Origin of the sequence: Mammaliicoccus fleurettii (genome assembly GCF_002018435.1) — a bacterium.
Lineage (GTDB): Bacteria > Bacillota > Bacilli > Staphylococcales > Staphylococcaceae > Mammaliicoccus > Mammaliicoccus fleurettii.
The window spans coordinates 37,200-51,041 of the sequence record NZ_MWJM01000003.1 but is presented as its reverse complement, the minus strand read 5'-3'; the positions used below and the strand labels follow the sequence as shown (position 1 = coordinate 51,041).

Sequence of the window (13,842 nt, the reverse complement as noted above, 5' to 3'; positions counted from 1 at the left end):
CAGACCACCTGACAAGCATTATACTTTCATTTTAAATTTTAAAAAAAGTAAAAATGAGGATTATTTGTACCTCCTCATTTTTACTAAATTATTATATAAATTCCATATCTTGTTTTAATTGTGAAACGTATTCTTTCGAACCAGTTACAATTAATTTATCACCATATTGTAGCTCCGTATCCCCGTGAGGCACGATTGAATCTTTTCCTCTAATAATACGAACAAAGATTACATCTCCTGCGAATGGGAATGATCTTAACAATACGTTGTGATAGCTATGATTTTTCATTTCAATTTCATATAATGATGTTTCAACATTACTTAATAAGTTCAACATGTTTGGTGATTCAATTAAACCTTTAAGCAATATTTTATTACTTAAGAAACTACTAAAGAATTCAATATTCTTACCATCAAATTCTACATCTTCAGAACCATTCTCTTGTTTACAAATGATTCTTTTAACTCCATGATTATGTGCCATTAAAGCAACTTCTTTATTTATATCATCGTCATTTGCTGAACATACTATAATATCTGAATCGAATAAACCTAATTCAACTAATTCTTCTTCAATATAATCATCAAGTTCATATGTTTTAATACTTTGATCTAATTTTCTATTATCAGAAAGATCTTTTCTAAAGAACATAGTTGTTTGATAAATATGAGAGTGTATACTTTGAGCCACTGGAATAGACAGTTGGTTTTTACCAATAAAGCTCACTTTAACAATCGTCTTCGTTTCTTCAGGCATTGGGAACATTTTCTTAAATACAATTGGAACAAATACACAAGTTATAACTGCACTTAAAATTAGAATACCTGAAATTTCAGAACTAATTGTACCAAGTTGTTCAGCTATTTTTGCTGCTGCGATAACTAGTGATAATGTTGATGTTAATAAAAATGCTGATGAAATCGTTGTTTTTTTATCATACCATTTACCAATAAAAGCCACTGGGATAATCTTAGTAATTAAAAATGCAATAAACAGTAACGGTATAATAATTAGTAAACTCGGTTCTTTAACAAGTGAAGGTATATTGAGATTCACACCGACCATAATAAAGAATATAGGTATAAAGAAACCATATCCAAAGGAATCTAACTTTTCAACCATATCTTGGTCAGGACCTAATAATGAAACGATTACCCCTGCTAAGAAAGCACCAAGTATGTTTTCAGCTCCTACACCTTCAGCTAATGCTACTAGTAAAATTATTAAAGCAAATACTGCACGTATACCAATTTGTGTCGTTCCTGATGTTAAATTTTTTAAAAATGGTGATTTTTTAAATAATCCTCCCATTATATAGAAGACAATACTGAATACTATCAATATTCCTATCAACCATAATGGTGAATCTCCTTTTGCATAAATTGTGCCATAAACAGTTAATAACAACATAGTAGCTAAATCAGCTACTACTGCTACTAATAAGATGAATTGTCCAATATTAGTATGCATGATATTCATTTCTTTTAACGTTGGTACTACAACACCTAAACTGATTGTCGAAATAATTATGACCATTAATAATACATCATCTATTAAACCAGTCCATTTAAATATATAAGCTGCTAAAATAGATAACACCATAATTGCTGAGAAGACAACTGTTGTTAAATATATATTACTCGGTATATTTTTCGTATCTTCGTCAGAGTGTTTTTTCGTTTTAAAAGCATTAAAATCTATTTCTAATCCACTCAAAAACATTAAAAATATAAAACCTAATGTTGACAGTATAGATAACCATGCATCTTCTTTTACTAAACCAAATAATGAATCTCCAATAATGATCCCCATTATAATTTCAGCAACAACTACAGGTAAGAAAGAAATTTTAAGTCTATTAACAAGTATAGGTGTCAAAAATGCAGCTATAACAACGATAACAAGAGATGTAAAACTAGAATGCTCCATATTATTCTCCTTATATTAGATAAGACATAAACGCTGTTGCTAAACCGAAATATATTAACATACTTACTATGTCATTTATCGTTGTAATAAACGGTCCACTAGCAACGGCTGGATCGATATTCATTTTATTCATAAACATTGGGATGATTGCACCCATTAGTGTACCTACAGTCATTGCAATTGTTAAACTGACAGATACGATTAATGCTAATACAGGTTCACGATATAACAATACAATTATAAGAAATAAACTTATTGCACAAAGGAAACCAGTTAGTAACCCTGACCCTGATTCACGTAAAGCAAGCTTGAATTTACTTTGCTCATTAATTTCACCTGTAGAAATATTACGTACTGATACAGCAAGTGATTGTGTACCTGAATTCCCGCTCATACCACTTATTATAGGTATAAATGCGGCAAGTAACGCCACTTGTGATAACGTTTCTTCAAATTGCCCTAATATTGAAGCTGTTATCATACCTAATACTGTTAGAATTAATAGCCATGGTAAACGTTTCATAGCTGTTTGGAAGACTGAATCGTTTGTAGAATCGATATCAGAAACACCGGCTAATTTAGAGTAGTCTTCACTTGCTTCTTCATCCATAACATCTAAAATATCATCGATTGTAATAATACCTAACAGATGATCTTGATAATCAATAACAGGCAAAGCAATTAAGTCATAGTCACGCATTGTTTGTGCTACATCTTCTTGGTCATCAGCTACGTTAGAGCTAATGACACGTTCACTCATAATTTCTTCTATATATGAATCATTTTCAGCAACGATTAAATCTCGAAGTGAGATAACGCCAGCTAATTTTTTATTTTCATCCACTACAAAAATGACATATATTGTTTCTGCTTGTGGAGCTTGTTCTTTAACATAGAACATCGCTTCTTTGACAGACATAGTCGAATATACTGAAATAAACTCAGTGGTCATGATACCACCGGCAGTATCTTCGTCATAATGTAATAATGCTTTTATTTCTCGAGCATCTTCCCGATTCATGAGTGCAAGTAAAGTGGCTATTTTATTTTTAGATAATACGCTTAACATATCTACCGCATTATCATAAGACATTTCACTTAACATTTGACTAGCATAATTGGCATTCATATTTTGAAAAATTTCTTCGTATTCCTCATCATCTAATTCAGTCGTTTCGAAAAAGTCTGCAACTTCTTCAGGAGAAAGATATTGATATATTTTTTGTTTTATATCATTATCACATATTTCAAAGTATTCACCTTGATCGTATGTATGCATTGTTAAAAAAACTTCTCGAAATTGGTCAATTTCACCATTTGCTAATAATGTATCTAATTGTTCTTTATCAAACGCTTCGTCTTCGATGTATTGATCATTATTCTCGTTAACCAACTTTGCCACCTCCTCATAAAAATACAATTTATTATAGCATACCTATACCTTCTAAGTGATAATGTATTTCATCAATTATATTTATTTTTTCCATAGTTATTGGGTGCTTAAATTCAACGTTGTAACATTGCAATAGTTGATGACAAATTTCTTTATTTTCATATCCATATAAACTATCTCCAACTATTGGATGACCTATATGCGCAAGATGAACTCTAATTTGATGGGTCCTTCCAGTTAACAGTTTCAATTTAAGCAGGCTATTTCGTTTATCATCTTTTAAATATTCGTATTCCGTATGCGCAAATTTGCCTTCTTCAGATACTTCACGTTCAATAATTGAATGTTTAGCTCTACCTATCGGCGCTTCAATTTGTCCATATTTTTGTTTTACAATTCCATGTACAATTGCTAAATAATATTTATTTAATGTAGTCTTTGAAATCATATGATGTAACAACTGATGCTTAGCAAATATTACAATACCACTTGTTCCTCTATCTAAACGTGTCACAATATGCGGAATTGTTTGCTCTTCATTTTTATTCATATGATACAATACCGCTTCAACTAAGCTATGATGAGGATGTTCTCTTGAAGGAGCAATATTTATCAATGCCGGTTTTGAAACTATTATAAACCATTCATCTTCAAATAAAACCTTCAAATCCATTTTAAAAGGTTTAAGGTTATGACTAGGTAATTCATTCGGCAAACAAACTGTTACTTTATCACCTTCCTGAATTAAACTTCTTACGGTCATATTTTCTGAATTAACTAATAAAGCGCCATTCTGCTTAATGGCGCTTAAACTCTTTCTAGAAATGCCTTTATCATATAAAAATTCTTTTAATGTCATAGACGATGTCGCTTTATATTGTATTGCTTTCATTTCTTATTCCTCGTTTGATATAAATGAATCATGTACCCTTTTCCAAAATGGAAATGGTCTGAATCTAGCAAATCTAACTTTTTCATTAGCAACTCTATATTGAATAGATTCAATATTTTTATGTTTTACATTTACATGATCAATTGTAACTTGCAACGTATCATGATTAACAGGATGTATATGACACACATGATGTTTAGGTAATACTAATGGGGACCCTACAGTTCTAAAAACTCTATTATTTATAGAAGCTATCTCCGCTATTTGCATAGCTTCAAGTGAAGGGTGTATTAATGCTCCACCCAATGCTTTGTTGTAAGCTGTTGAGCCTGAAGGAGTTGAGACGCATAATCCATCTCCTCTAAACCTTTCAAATTGCTCACCTCTTAATACTAAGTCTACTACTAATGTAGCACCATTATCTGTTTTTATCGTCGCTTCATTCAATGCTAAATATCTTGTTTCATATCCACCTTTTTTATAACGAATAATTACTTCTAATAATGGATATTCAATTACTTGATATGTTGAGTTATTAATTTCTATTATTAATTTTTCAACTTCATGAGGTAACCAATCAGCATAAAATCCTAAATGTCCAGTATGTACACCTACAAAACTTACATCACCTAACATATGACTATATTGATGGAATGCTTGTAATAAAGTACCGTCACCACCAACTGAAATTACGATATCTGGGGATTCTTTATCTTCAATCATATTAAAGTCATTCATATGATTTTTCATCTTATACATTAAAGCATTAGATTTTGAATCTCCTTTAGATAATATATTATACTTCAAAGCATTCACCCCTTAATCATGTTTATGTTTATTACTTTTTTGTCTTGAATAATACTCTTGAGCTTCTTGTATTTCTTCACGTATTTCTGACATTTCTTCATCCAGTAAAAATGCCGCTTCTGCAGCTCTTTCTAGTCTATTTCTAATTTCAGGAGGATAATCGCCATCATACTTATACCTCAAAGTATGTTCAATTGTTGCCCAAAAATTCATTGCTAAAGTACGAATTTGTATTTCTGCTAAAATATTTGTTTGACCATGTAATGTCTCGATTGGGTAACTGATAATAACGTGGTAAGAACGATAACCACTTTCTTTTGTATATTCAACGTAATTACGCTCTTCTACAACTTCAAAGTCTTGTCGTTGTCTTAATAATTCTACGACCACATCAATATCATCTACAAACTGACACATCATTCTTAAACCAGCAATATCATACATTTCTTCTCTTAATCTATCGAAAGGAATGTTACGTTGGTTTGCTTTATCAATAATACTTGAAATCGGCTTAACTCGACCAGTAACAAATTCAATTGGCGAAGGTCTATCTGAAGATTCATATTGTTTACGTAACCCCTTCAATTTAATCTTTAATTCATCAATTGCTTGTTTATATGGAGCCAAAAATTCTTCCCATTGATTCATAGCTATCACTCCGCTTTGTTTAATTCAAATGCTTTCTCTACAGAAGCCACAAACTCTTTTCCATAATTGTGATTATCTGCAATATTGTCTAATAAAAATTCCATTTCCTCTTTAAATGAAGTTAATACTAAATGGTCGTTGACGATAATTTCTTTATCAAAATGTTCGTGTATCATTGACCATGTTTCTTCTACAAATAATAAGTAATTATAATTTTCACCGTTATCTAGCATATATACAAATGCATGATTATCACTGTCTACAATCATATGTTCTGCTGGTTCTAACCCCTCAGTTGATTGATCAGTATAACATTTGATTTGATTATCATTTATCTTAATTTCATTCACATAAATACGCATTGCTGTTCCTCCTTATTCCAATCTATTTTAACACATTTTAATTTAAACGTTCATATCATCAAGTTAATTTTATGTAATTACTTGTTTATCCGTAAATCTTCTATAATAATAGTATAAAAGGAAGTGCATTTAAAAATGGGACAAGAATTAGAGATTGAATTCAAAAATTTACTAACTATTGATGAATATAAACTAATCAAACAATATTATTTTAAACAAAGTGAACCCTTTAAACAAACTAATTACTATATAGACACACCAAATCATGAAATTATTTCAAATAAAATGGCTTTAAGGATTCGTGAAAAAAACAATGATTATGAATTAACATTAAAAGTTCCGCAAGAAGTCGGTCTATTAGAATATAATGAAGTGATAGATAGCTTACCCGAACAAAACCGTCCAATAGACATACAAATTCTTCCAGAAAATATTACTAAAATATTAACTGAGCATAATATACCGTTATCTGAACTTCGTCTTCTTGGTGATTTAACAACTTATAGACTTGAAAAGAAATTGAAATCTGGTTTATTAGTCTTAGATCATAGTATTTATTTAGGAATTGAGGATTATGAACTTGAATTTGAAGTAACAGACTTTACTCAAGGCGAAATCGCTTTCAACGATATATTAGGAACCTTGAATATATCCAGAGAAGTCCCTGATAATAAAGTGAAACGGTTCTTTGATGCGCAAAGCAGAACAACATGAATTCATTTTCGTTACAAGTCGAAATACTTTTAAAAATTTATGAACATGTTATATTAATATTATCGATATTGAAATAAGCAAGAAAAGGTGAAATTATGACCCCATATGAAGTAATCAACCCCCAAGATTTGTACGACATGATTGATCACTTTTATTATCTAGTTGAAAAAGATAATCGGATTAATCATCTTTTCCCTGGTGACTTTGCAGAAACGAGTCGTAAACAGAAGCAATTTTTAACACAATTTCTGGGTGGTCCTTCATTATATACTGAAGAACATGGTCATCCAATGTTACGTCAACGTCACTTGCCTTTCAGAATTACGGATAAAGAAAGAGATGCTTGGTTAGAAAATATGCGAGAAGCAATTACCAGCTCTCAGTTAAATGAAGATGTACAAGAATATTTATATGAAAGACTCAAGCTAACTGCAAATCACATGGTTAACGCTTAATATAGTTGAAGGTGGATAATATGGCCGAAGAATTAAGATTAATCCATGCTAATGAACAAAATAACATAGATTTATCACCAGTAAGCAAAATCGAAATTTATTCATTTTTCGATCCATTTTGCGAAGACTGTTTTAATCTATCATCTACATTAGCAAAGTTAAAAATTGAATATCAAAAATATGTTAAAATTCGTCAGATTTTGAACCCCTCTCTCCAAGTTTTAACTAAATGTCAGGCTCAAAGTACATGTGAATTTGATAATGTAGCTTTAGCTTTTAAAGCAGCAGAATTACAAGGACATAATAGAGCGAGTAGATTTTTAAATTTAGTTCAGAATGAAATCATACCTCATGAAAAAATCATAACATCGGAATTAATTAGAAAGTGTGCATATAAATCAGGAATTGACTTACCGGTATTTATTAAAGATTTAAAAGAGCACTCACTTACTGAAAGTTTACAAACTGATTTACACATCGCTAGAGAGATGGATATTAATATGACACCATCACTTGTTTTCTTTAATGAAGATGTGCATTCAGAAGGACTCAAAGTAGAAGGTATTTACCCATATCATATATATACGTATATTATTCAAGAACTTATTGGAACCGAAGTTGAAAAACAACTACCTCCTAAGCTAATAGATTATATACAATCGCAAAGCATTATTTCTGAACAAGAAATAGCGACAATATATGAATGGCCAGAAAAAATTGTTAAAAGAGAATTAAAAAAACTACAATTACAAAATTATATCGAACAACAAGATTCTGCACATGGTGACTTTTGGAAATTCAAGAAGACTAAATAAAATAAAAAAAATCCCAATCCGAAAATTTAACGGATTGGGATTTTTATGTGTATAAATTTAACTTTCATACACTACTTGTCTAAATAAAAGTCCAATTGACTTCTATTTAGCATTTAATAGATAACTTTTGGGATGTTAACTATGAACAAATAAATAAAAAAACACCGTGTCTGATTACACGGTGCTTAAACAAAGGGGATGGGAGAAATTTTTCACTTCAAACAAAGGGGTATGTTTGTTATGTGATTAATTTCATGTATAAAATATAACATGCTATGGACACTAAATTCAACAAAAAACATCGGTTTTTTTTATTTGTCACACAGTTGTCATATTGGAAACGTGTACATAAAATTAATTCTCTTTTACGAGTTTCTCAAAAGCATTTAATTTTTGTTCAAAGACTTCCATCGCCTCTTCTATAGGCTGTTTAGAAGTCATATCAACTCCTGCTTTTTTCAATACTTCAATAGGATAATCAGAACTACCTGCTTTTAAGAATTCATTAATATATCTTTTAACTGCAGGCTCACCTTCATCTAATATTTGTTTACTTAATGCTTGTGCAGCACTATAGCCTGTCGCATATTGATAAACATAGAAATTATAATAGAAATGAGGTATACGTGACCATTCTTTAGATATATTATCATCTGTTACAACTGAATCACCAAAATACTTTTTATTTAGTTCAGCATACTCAGTATTTAATCGTTCAGACGTTAAAGGTTCACCATCTTCTACAATTTTGTGTATTAAATATTCAAATTCAGCAAACATTGTTTGTCTAAATAATGTAGCTCTGAATCTTTCTAACTCTTGGTTCAATAAATATTTACGTTTTTCTGGATCTTCTAAATTCTTATCCATATATTCACTTAATAGTGCTTCATTTGTTGTAGATGCAACTTCAGCAACAAAAATTGAATAATCACTTTCATTTGATTGTTGATGCTTTCTACTAAAGTAACTGTGAGCTGAATGTCCAAATTCATGAATAAGTGTAAATAAATCAGAAATTGAATCTGACCAGTTTAATAATATGAAAGGATTTGTTAAATGTGCGCCTGAAGAATAACCTCCTGAACGTTTACCTTTATTCTCATACACATCTACCCATCTATTATTTAGTCCTTCTTCTACAACTTCGATATATTCTTTACCCATCGGTTGTAAAGCTTTAACCATCCAGTCTTTAGCTTCTTCATAAGGCATTTCAAATGATGAGTTCTTAACTAGTGGAGTGTACATATCGTACATATGCATTTCATCTAAACCTAACAACTCTTTTCTAAGTTCAGTGTAGCGATGTAACAATGGTAAATACTTATGTACAGTTTCAATTAAGTTATCATATACTTCTTCAGGGATAAAGTTGTTGGATAATGCTTGTTCCCTAGCTGATTGATATTGACGTACTTTAGAACTGAATATTGCAGTCTTAACTTTACCACTTAATGTAGCAGTTAAAGTGTTGTTATGGCTACCATACGCATCATATACGTTATCATAAGCTGACTTTCTTAAAATGCGGTCTTCAGACTCTAACAACTTAGTATATGTACCTTGTGTTAATTCATGTTCATTTCCATCTTTATCAACAGCAGGTTTAAATTCTAAATCTGCATTATTAAACATGCCGAATACGTTACTTGGTGTTTGTAATGCCTCGCCTGCTTCTGCAAGTATTTTTTCTTCTTTATCACTTAAAATATGTGGTCTTTTTTTGTTTAATTTCTCAATATCAAATTGATATCTCTTTAAATTATCATTAGAAGCGACAAATTCATTCAATGTTGCTTCATCTATAGACATTAATTCTGGTAATATAAAACTCCATGCGCTAGCAAACTTGTTCGCTAATGTAGCTGCTTTTGCTTCGTAGCCAGCATATTTATCATTAGCCGTATCTTGATCGTGCTTTAAATGTGCATACACGTAAACTTTACCTAGTTTCTCATCTATTTCACTATCCAATAATAAAGCTTGATAAAGTGTATCAGAACTATCTTTCAAATGTCCTTTGAATTGTTCTTCTTTACCTAAATATGTTTCTAATTCTTTAAAAGCTTCTTCGTATGCTTCATCTGAATCAAAAATAGTTGTAAGGTCCCATGTATATTGTTCTTGCTGTTCTTCCCTTGTAATTAACTTAGCCATATTAATAGCCTCCTTTGAATTTCATATTTATAATTTTCTCATTAAATAATCAAATTTGCACGTGATATAGCCTATTGGTGAATAATCGATATATATGAATTTAACGCCTTTAATAGTATTTCTTTTTTTGAAAAACTATAATCATGAAAAGTTCTAAATTCAATAAAATTATAGAATTTCTCAAAAGTAAAAGTTCTTTTCTCCATTTCATAAAACAAATATGATTGCCAAGTTATACAATGTGTTAAGAAATATATTTGTTCAGGTACAATTACCCCTATTATTTGTAGCCTCTTCTTATGTATTAACCTTGCGTTATATAATAGTGAAAGTGTAGGTTCTAACACATTTCTACTTTTTCTACATTTAGATAAATAATTATCATATGCCCTATCTGATAAATATAAATTAGGAACGTCTTGTACATGATAGCTATTCAATAAGTCTTCCCATTTAATTTCTTTTTTAAAACCAATAAATGTATGCTTATCAAGCGATTGAATCCTTTCATATCTAATTAACATTTGATTATTAGGATTATAAGTAACCAATGTTCTTTCACAGTGATTGATTAATGCAGCTTCAAAATAACTTAGATGCATTATTCCATTACGATAATCTATATCTTTCCCTATCCAAATCACCTTCATATTTAGTGCTTTAAATCCTTCTGTTCTATCCATTAATAAATCAAGACTAATTGAAGAATATTGAAATTCAACTATTAAATTTCTATTAATTATAATATCAGGTATTTGATCAATTTCTGGTAAATAATATTCCATATCTATTGTCACTTTATTATTCAAGTGTGAATAAATGTGATGTTTAGAGGCTAAATGCATTAAAGACTCTTTCTTATAGCTATTTCTCATACAATAACTATTTGCTTTATGTGCGAAATGGGTTACCATATGTTTGCCCTTTTTCAAAATAAGTTCTGATAAACATTCAGGACATTTATATATTTCTTGTGATTTAGCATGTTGCGCATATATGAGTTCGCTATTTTGATTTAGTCCTATTAACATAAAAACACCTCTTTACTATATAAAACGTAAAGAGGTGCTAAAATTACTTATTTAATTTTTCGGTTCAAAATATCTTGTTACTTGACCCATAACATTATAACTCATGACAATTTTTGCATAATCATCTAGATATAATTTAGATACTTGAGTTGGATTTGCATATTCAAGTAGTTGCCCATAGAAATCATTAATAATTTCTTCACTATCTATTTGATCAAATTGTACATAATAATAATATTTGTTATCTAACATATATAATAAGTCTGTAAATACAATATCTTTATGTTCATTATAATGTGCATATTCGATAATATCTTCTAGCTCTTCAAACCTAACAAGTAATCCGATGTCTTTAGGAATAAATTGTTTTTCTTCATCTTCTTTGCCATCATTTAAGAGTTCTCCGATATTCTGGTCAGAATCGAGTGCTTGAGATAAGAAATCATTGACTTGATATTCTAATTGCTCATTAGATTCCTCGTCAGTCATATTTAACAGTTCATCACCTTTAGATTTAGAAACTGTTACTTCAACACCCTTTTCAAACGCATGCACTTGAATCCATAAAGGCCCCTCAACAACGAATTCTTCTTCATCGTTAATTTCATCCATCATAGACCAGAAAAATTCTTCGCCTCGTTTACGGTTTGTCCATAAATCTTCTCGTTTGAATCCTCTTGCTTCGATATCTTGATAAGTTATAAATAATTTTACAGTTGTTTCATCAATTCGTTCTATTCTCATAATGTCACACTCCCTTACTCTAGGAATAGTACATTCATTGTATTATAAACAAATACATTTTAACAGTAATTTGTTTAAACTATTCGCATTTAATTTTTTATACAAAAATAGCCCCTGTAAACAGGAGCTACAAATTTAATATTAGACTAAATTAGTCAACCATACGTTGTGCTTCCAATAGTTGGAACGTACGTACTTTTCTAGGTAAGAAACGACGAATTTCATCTTCGTTATATCCAACTTGTAAACGTTTGTCATCTAAAATGATTGGACGACGTAGTAAACCTGGATTATCTTGAATAATTGTATATAATTCTTGTAGAGGTAATGCATCGATATCTACATTTAATTTTTGATAAGTTTTAGAACGAGTAGAAATGATTTCGTCTGTTCCATCTTCTGTCATTTTTAAAATTGATTTAATTTCATCTAATGTTAAGTGTTCTGAAAAAATATTACGCTCCGTATACGGAATGTCATGTTCTTGTAACCATGCTTTCGCTTTACGGCAAGATGTGCAACTTGGTGAAGTAAATAATGTTACCATACATCTCACTCTCCTAATTGAATATTATTTATGTTAAACGTCAGTGAACTTATAAGATAAAATGCACTTAGTTATGTATACCCCATATAGCCCTAGGTTAAACATATGTTGCTCACTTAGTTTAATCTTTTTCTAATTGCTATAAATATATTATATAACTCAAAGATTAAAATTAAATGAGAAATTTCTAATAATTCATTAAAAAGCACATAAAATATAGATGAATTTACTTTAAACAATATATTTATCTACTACTAAGAATAACACAACTTACAAATGAATAAAATACTGTTATAATGATATAAAGAAATTTTGTAGAAAAGAGGCAACATTTAATGGAAACTTTATTTTCAGGCATCCAACCAAGTGGAATTCCAACTTTAGGTAATTATATTGGCGCTTTAAAACAATTTAATGAGATTCAACATGATTATGACTGCTTTTTTTGTATTGTAGATCAACACGCTATAACAGTACCTCAAGACAGACTTAAATTAAGAGAAAATACGCGTAAATTAGCTGCTATATATTTAGCATCAGGTTTAGATCATGAAAAGGTAACTTTATTCATCCAATCAGAAGTACCAGCCCATATTCAAGCAGGTTGGATTTTAACTACGATTACTTCAATTGGTGAATTAGAAAGAATGACACAATATAAAGATAAAGCACAAAAGCAAACACAAGGTATCCCTGCTGGTTTATTAACTTATCCACCATTAATGGCAGCAGATATCGTGCTCTATAACACAAACATCGTCCCTGTTGGAGATGATCAAAAACAACATATAGAACTAACTCGTAATGTTGTCGACCGTTTTAATTCTAAATACAATGACGTGTTAACAAAACCAGCTATTCATATGCCTAAATTTGGCGCTAGAATAATGAGTTTACAAGACCCTACTAAAAAAATGAGTAAAAGTGATGACAATCAAAAAAACTTTATTTCTTTACTAGACGAACCAAACGTTGCAGCCAAAAAAATTAAAAGTGCGGTAACAGACTCAGATGGCATCATTAAATATGATAAAGAAAACAAACCGGGTATTAGTAATTTATTAGTCATCTACTCAAGTATTACAAGCAAATCAATCGAAGAGCTTGAACTTCAATATGAAGATAAAGGATACGGAGACTTTAAAGGAGACTTAGCTGAAGAAGTTAAAAAATTCCTATTAGAATTCCAAGAGAAATTTAATTACTTCTATGAAAATAAAGAAGTATTAGATGAAATCCTTGATAAAGGTAGAGATAAAGCAAGCTTTGTAGCTAATAAAACATTGAAGAAGATGGAAAATGCTATGGGTCTAGGTCGTAAAAGAAAGTAAATATTAAAATAAA

14 protein-coding genes are annotated in these 13,842 nt (G+C 30.2%); 4 read left to right on the top strand and 10 right to left on the bottom strand.

Annotated elements, in window-relative coordinates:
- Window positions 1-91: 91 nt before the first annotated feature.
- Genes B2G86_RS03210 through B2G86_RS03185 form a run of 6 tightly spaced genes read right to left on the bottom strand, consistent with a single transcriptional unit; the run spans window position 92 to window position 6,032 of the window.
- A complete protein-coding gene (locus B2G86_RS03210) occupies window positions 92-1,930 on the bottom strand; it encodes a cation:proton antiporter family protein (protein ID WP_078356700.1) in 1,839 nt (612 codons plus the stop codon).
- Between the two features lie 10 nt (window positions 1,931-1,940).
- Window positions 1,941-3,323 carry a magnesium transporter gene (gene mgtE / locus B2G86_RS03205; RefSeq protein ID WP_078356699.1) on the bottom strand — a complete coding sequence of 461 codons (1,383 nt, stop codon included), beginning with the start codon at window positions 3,321-3,323 and terminating at the stop codon, window positions 1,941-1,943.
- Between the two features lie 31 nt (window positions 3,324-3,354).
- The gene (locus B2G86_RS03200) at window positions 3,355-4,215 is read right to left on the bottom strand and encodes an RluA family pseudouridine synthase (RefSeq protein ID WP_078356698.1); all 861 of its coding nucleotides are present in this window, start codon (window positions 4,213-4,215) and stop codon (window positions 3,355-3,357) included.
- Between the two features lie 3 nt (window positions 4,216-4,218).
- The gene (locus B2G86_RS03195; protein WP_078356697.1) at window positions 4,219-5,022 is read right to left on the bottom strand and encodes an NAD kinase; all 804 of its coding nucleotides are present in this window, start codon (window positions 5,020-5,022) and stop codon (window positions 4,219-4,221) included.
- A 12-nt stretch (window positions 5,023-5,034) separates the two neighbouring features.
- Window positions 5,035-5,670 (bottom strand): GTP diphosphokinase, encoded by a 636-nt coding sequence (gene yjbM, locus B2G86_RS03190; RefSeq protein WP_078356696.1) that lies wholly within the window; start codon window positions 5,668-5,670, stop codon window positions 5,035-5,037.
- A 5-nt stretch (window positions 5,671-5,675) separates the two neighbouring features.
- Window positions 5,676-6,032 (bottom strand): UPF0738 family protein, encoded by a 357-nt coding sequence (locus B2G86_RS03185; protein ID WP_078356695.1) that lies wholly within the window; start codon window positions 6,030-6,032, stop codon window positions 5,676-5,678.
- A 135-nt stretch (window positions 6,033-6,167) separates the two neighbouring features.
- Between B2G86_RS03185 and B2G86_RS03180 the strand changes: the two genes are divergently transcribed.
- From B2G86_RS03180 to B2G86_RS03170, 3 genes are all read left to right on the top strand, one after another.
- Window positions 6,168-6,746, top strand: a complete 579-nt coding sequence (locus tag B2G86_RS03180; protein ID WP_078356694.1) for a CYTH domain-containing protein — start codon at window positions 6,168-6,170, stop codon at window positions 6,744-6,746.
- A gap of 95 nt (window positions 6,747-6,841) precedes the next feature.
- Complete coding sequence (locus B2G86_RS03175) at window positions 6,842-7,201, top strand: truncated hemoglobin YjbI (protein ID WP_078356693.1); 360 nt, start codon at window positions 6,842-6,844, stop codon at window positions 7,199-7,201.
- Between the two features lie 20 nt (window positions 7,202-7,221).
- Window positions 7,222-8,016: a DsbA family protein gene (locus B2G86_RS03170; RefSeq protein WP_078356692.1), complete on the top strand. Its 795-nt coding sequence runs from the start codon at window positions 7,222-7,224 to the stop codon at window positions 8,014-8,016.
- Between the two features lie 354 nt (window positions 8,017-8,370).
- Here B2G86_RS03170 and pepF read toward each other — a convergent pair whose 3' ends face one another.
- The 4 genes from pepF to spxA all read right to left on the bottom strand — a co-directional run bounded on the left by pepF (window position 8,371) and on the right by spxA (window position 12,498).
- A complete protein-coding gene (gene pepF / locus B2G86_RS03165; RefSeq protein WP_078356691.1) occupies window positions 8,371-10,176 on the bottom strand; it encodes an oligoendopeptidase F in 1,806 nt (601 codons plus the stop codon).
- A 71-nt stretch (window positions 10,177-10,247) separates the two neighbouring features.
- Entirely contained in the window at window positions 10,248-11,207 is a 960-nt protein-coding gene (locus B2G86_RS03160) for a competence protein CoiA (RefSeq protein WP_078356690.1), read from the bottom strand.
- 51 nt (window positions 11,208-11,258) lie between these two features.
- On the bottom strand, window positions 11,259-11,951 hold the full coding sequence (gene mecA / locus B2G86_RS03155) for an adaptor protein MecA (RefSeq protein ID WP_078356689.1): 693 nt from the start codon (window positions 11,949-11,951) through the stop codon (window positions 11,259-11,261).
- A 151-nt stretch (window positions 11,952-12,102) separates the two neighbouring features.
- Window positions 12,103-12,498 carry a transcriptional regulator SpxA gene (gene spxA, locus B2G86_RS03150; RefSeq protein WP_016999380.1) on the bottom strand — a complete coding sequence of 132 codons (396 nt, stop codon included), beginning with the start codon at window positions 12,496-12,498 and terminating at the stop codon, window positions 12,103-12,105.
- 335 nt (window positions 12,499-12,833) lie between these two features.
- Here spxA and trpS point away from each other — a divergent pair, with 335 nt between their 5' ends.
- On the top strand, window positions 12,834-13,829 hold the full coding sequence (trpS, locus tag B2G86_RS03145; RefSeq protein ID WP_078356688.1) for a tryptophan--tRNA ligase: 996 nt from the start codon (window positions 12,834-12,836) through the stop codon (window positions 13,827-13,829).
- The last annotated feature ends 13 nt before the right edge of the window (window positions 13,830-13,842 follow it).

What these genes read in the sequence shown, in the direction of transcription:
- B2G86_RS03210 (WP_078356700.1), bottom strand. Translation starts at nt 1,930, where the DNA reads ATGGAGCATTCTAGTTTTACATCTCTTGTTATCGTTGTTATAGCTGCA.
- B2G86_RS03200 (WP_078356698.1), bottom strand. Translation starts at nt 4,215, where the DNA reads ATGAAAGCAATACAATATAAAGCGACATCGTCTATGACATTAAAAGAA.
- yjbM (WP_078356696.1), bottom strand. Translation starts at nt 5,670, where the DNA reads ATGAATCAATGGGAAGAATTTTTGGCTCCATATAAACAAGCAATTGAT.
- B2G86_RS03185 (WP_078356695.1), bottom strand. Translation starts at nt 6,032, where the DNA reads ATGCGTATTTATGTGAATGAAATTAAGATAAATGATAATCAAATCAAA.
- B2G86_RS03180 (WP_078356694.1), top strand. Translation starts at nt 6,168, where the DNA reads ATGGGACAAGAATTAGAGATTGAATTCAAAAATTTACTAACTATTGAT.
- B2G86_RS03175 (WP_078356693.1), top strand. Translation starts at nt 6,842, where the DNA reads ATGACCCCATATGAAGTAATCAACCCCCAAGATTTGTACGACATGATT.
- B2G86_RS03170 (WP_078356692.1), top strand. Translation starts at nt 7,222, where the DNA reads ATGGCCGAAGAATTAAGATTAATCCATGCTAATGAACAAAATAACATA.
- pepF (WP_078356691.1), bottom strand. Translation starts at nt 10,176, where the DNA reads ATGGCTAAGTTAATTACAAGGGAAGAACAGCAAGAACAATATACATGG.
- B2G86_RS03160 (WP_078356690.1), bottom strand. Translation starts at nt 11,207, where the DNA reads ATGTTAATAGGACTAAATCAAAATAGCGAACTCATATATGCGCAACAT.
- mecA (WP_078356689.1), bottom strand. Translation starts at nt 11,951, where the DNA reads ATGAGAATAGAACGAATTGATGAAACAACTGTAAAATTATTTATAACT.
- spxA (WP_016999380.1), bottom strand. Translation starts at nt 12,498, where the DNA reads ATGGTAACATTATTTACTTCACCAAGTTGCACATCTTGCCGTAAAGCG.
- trpS (WP_078356688.1), top strand. Translation starts at nt 12,834, where the DNA reads ATGGAAACTTTATTTTCAGGCATCCAACCAAGTGGAATTCCAACTTTA.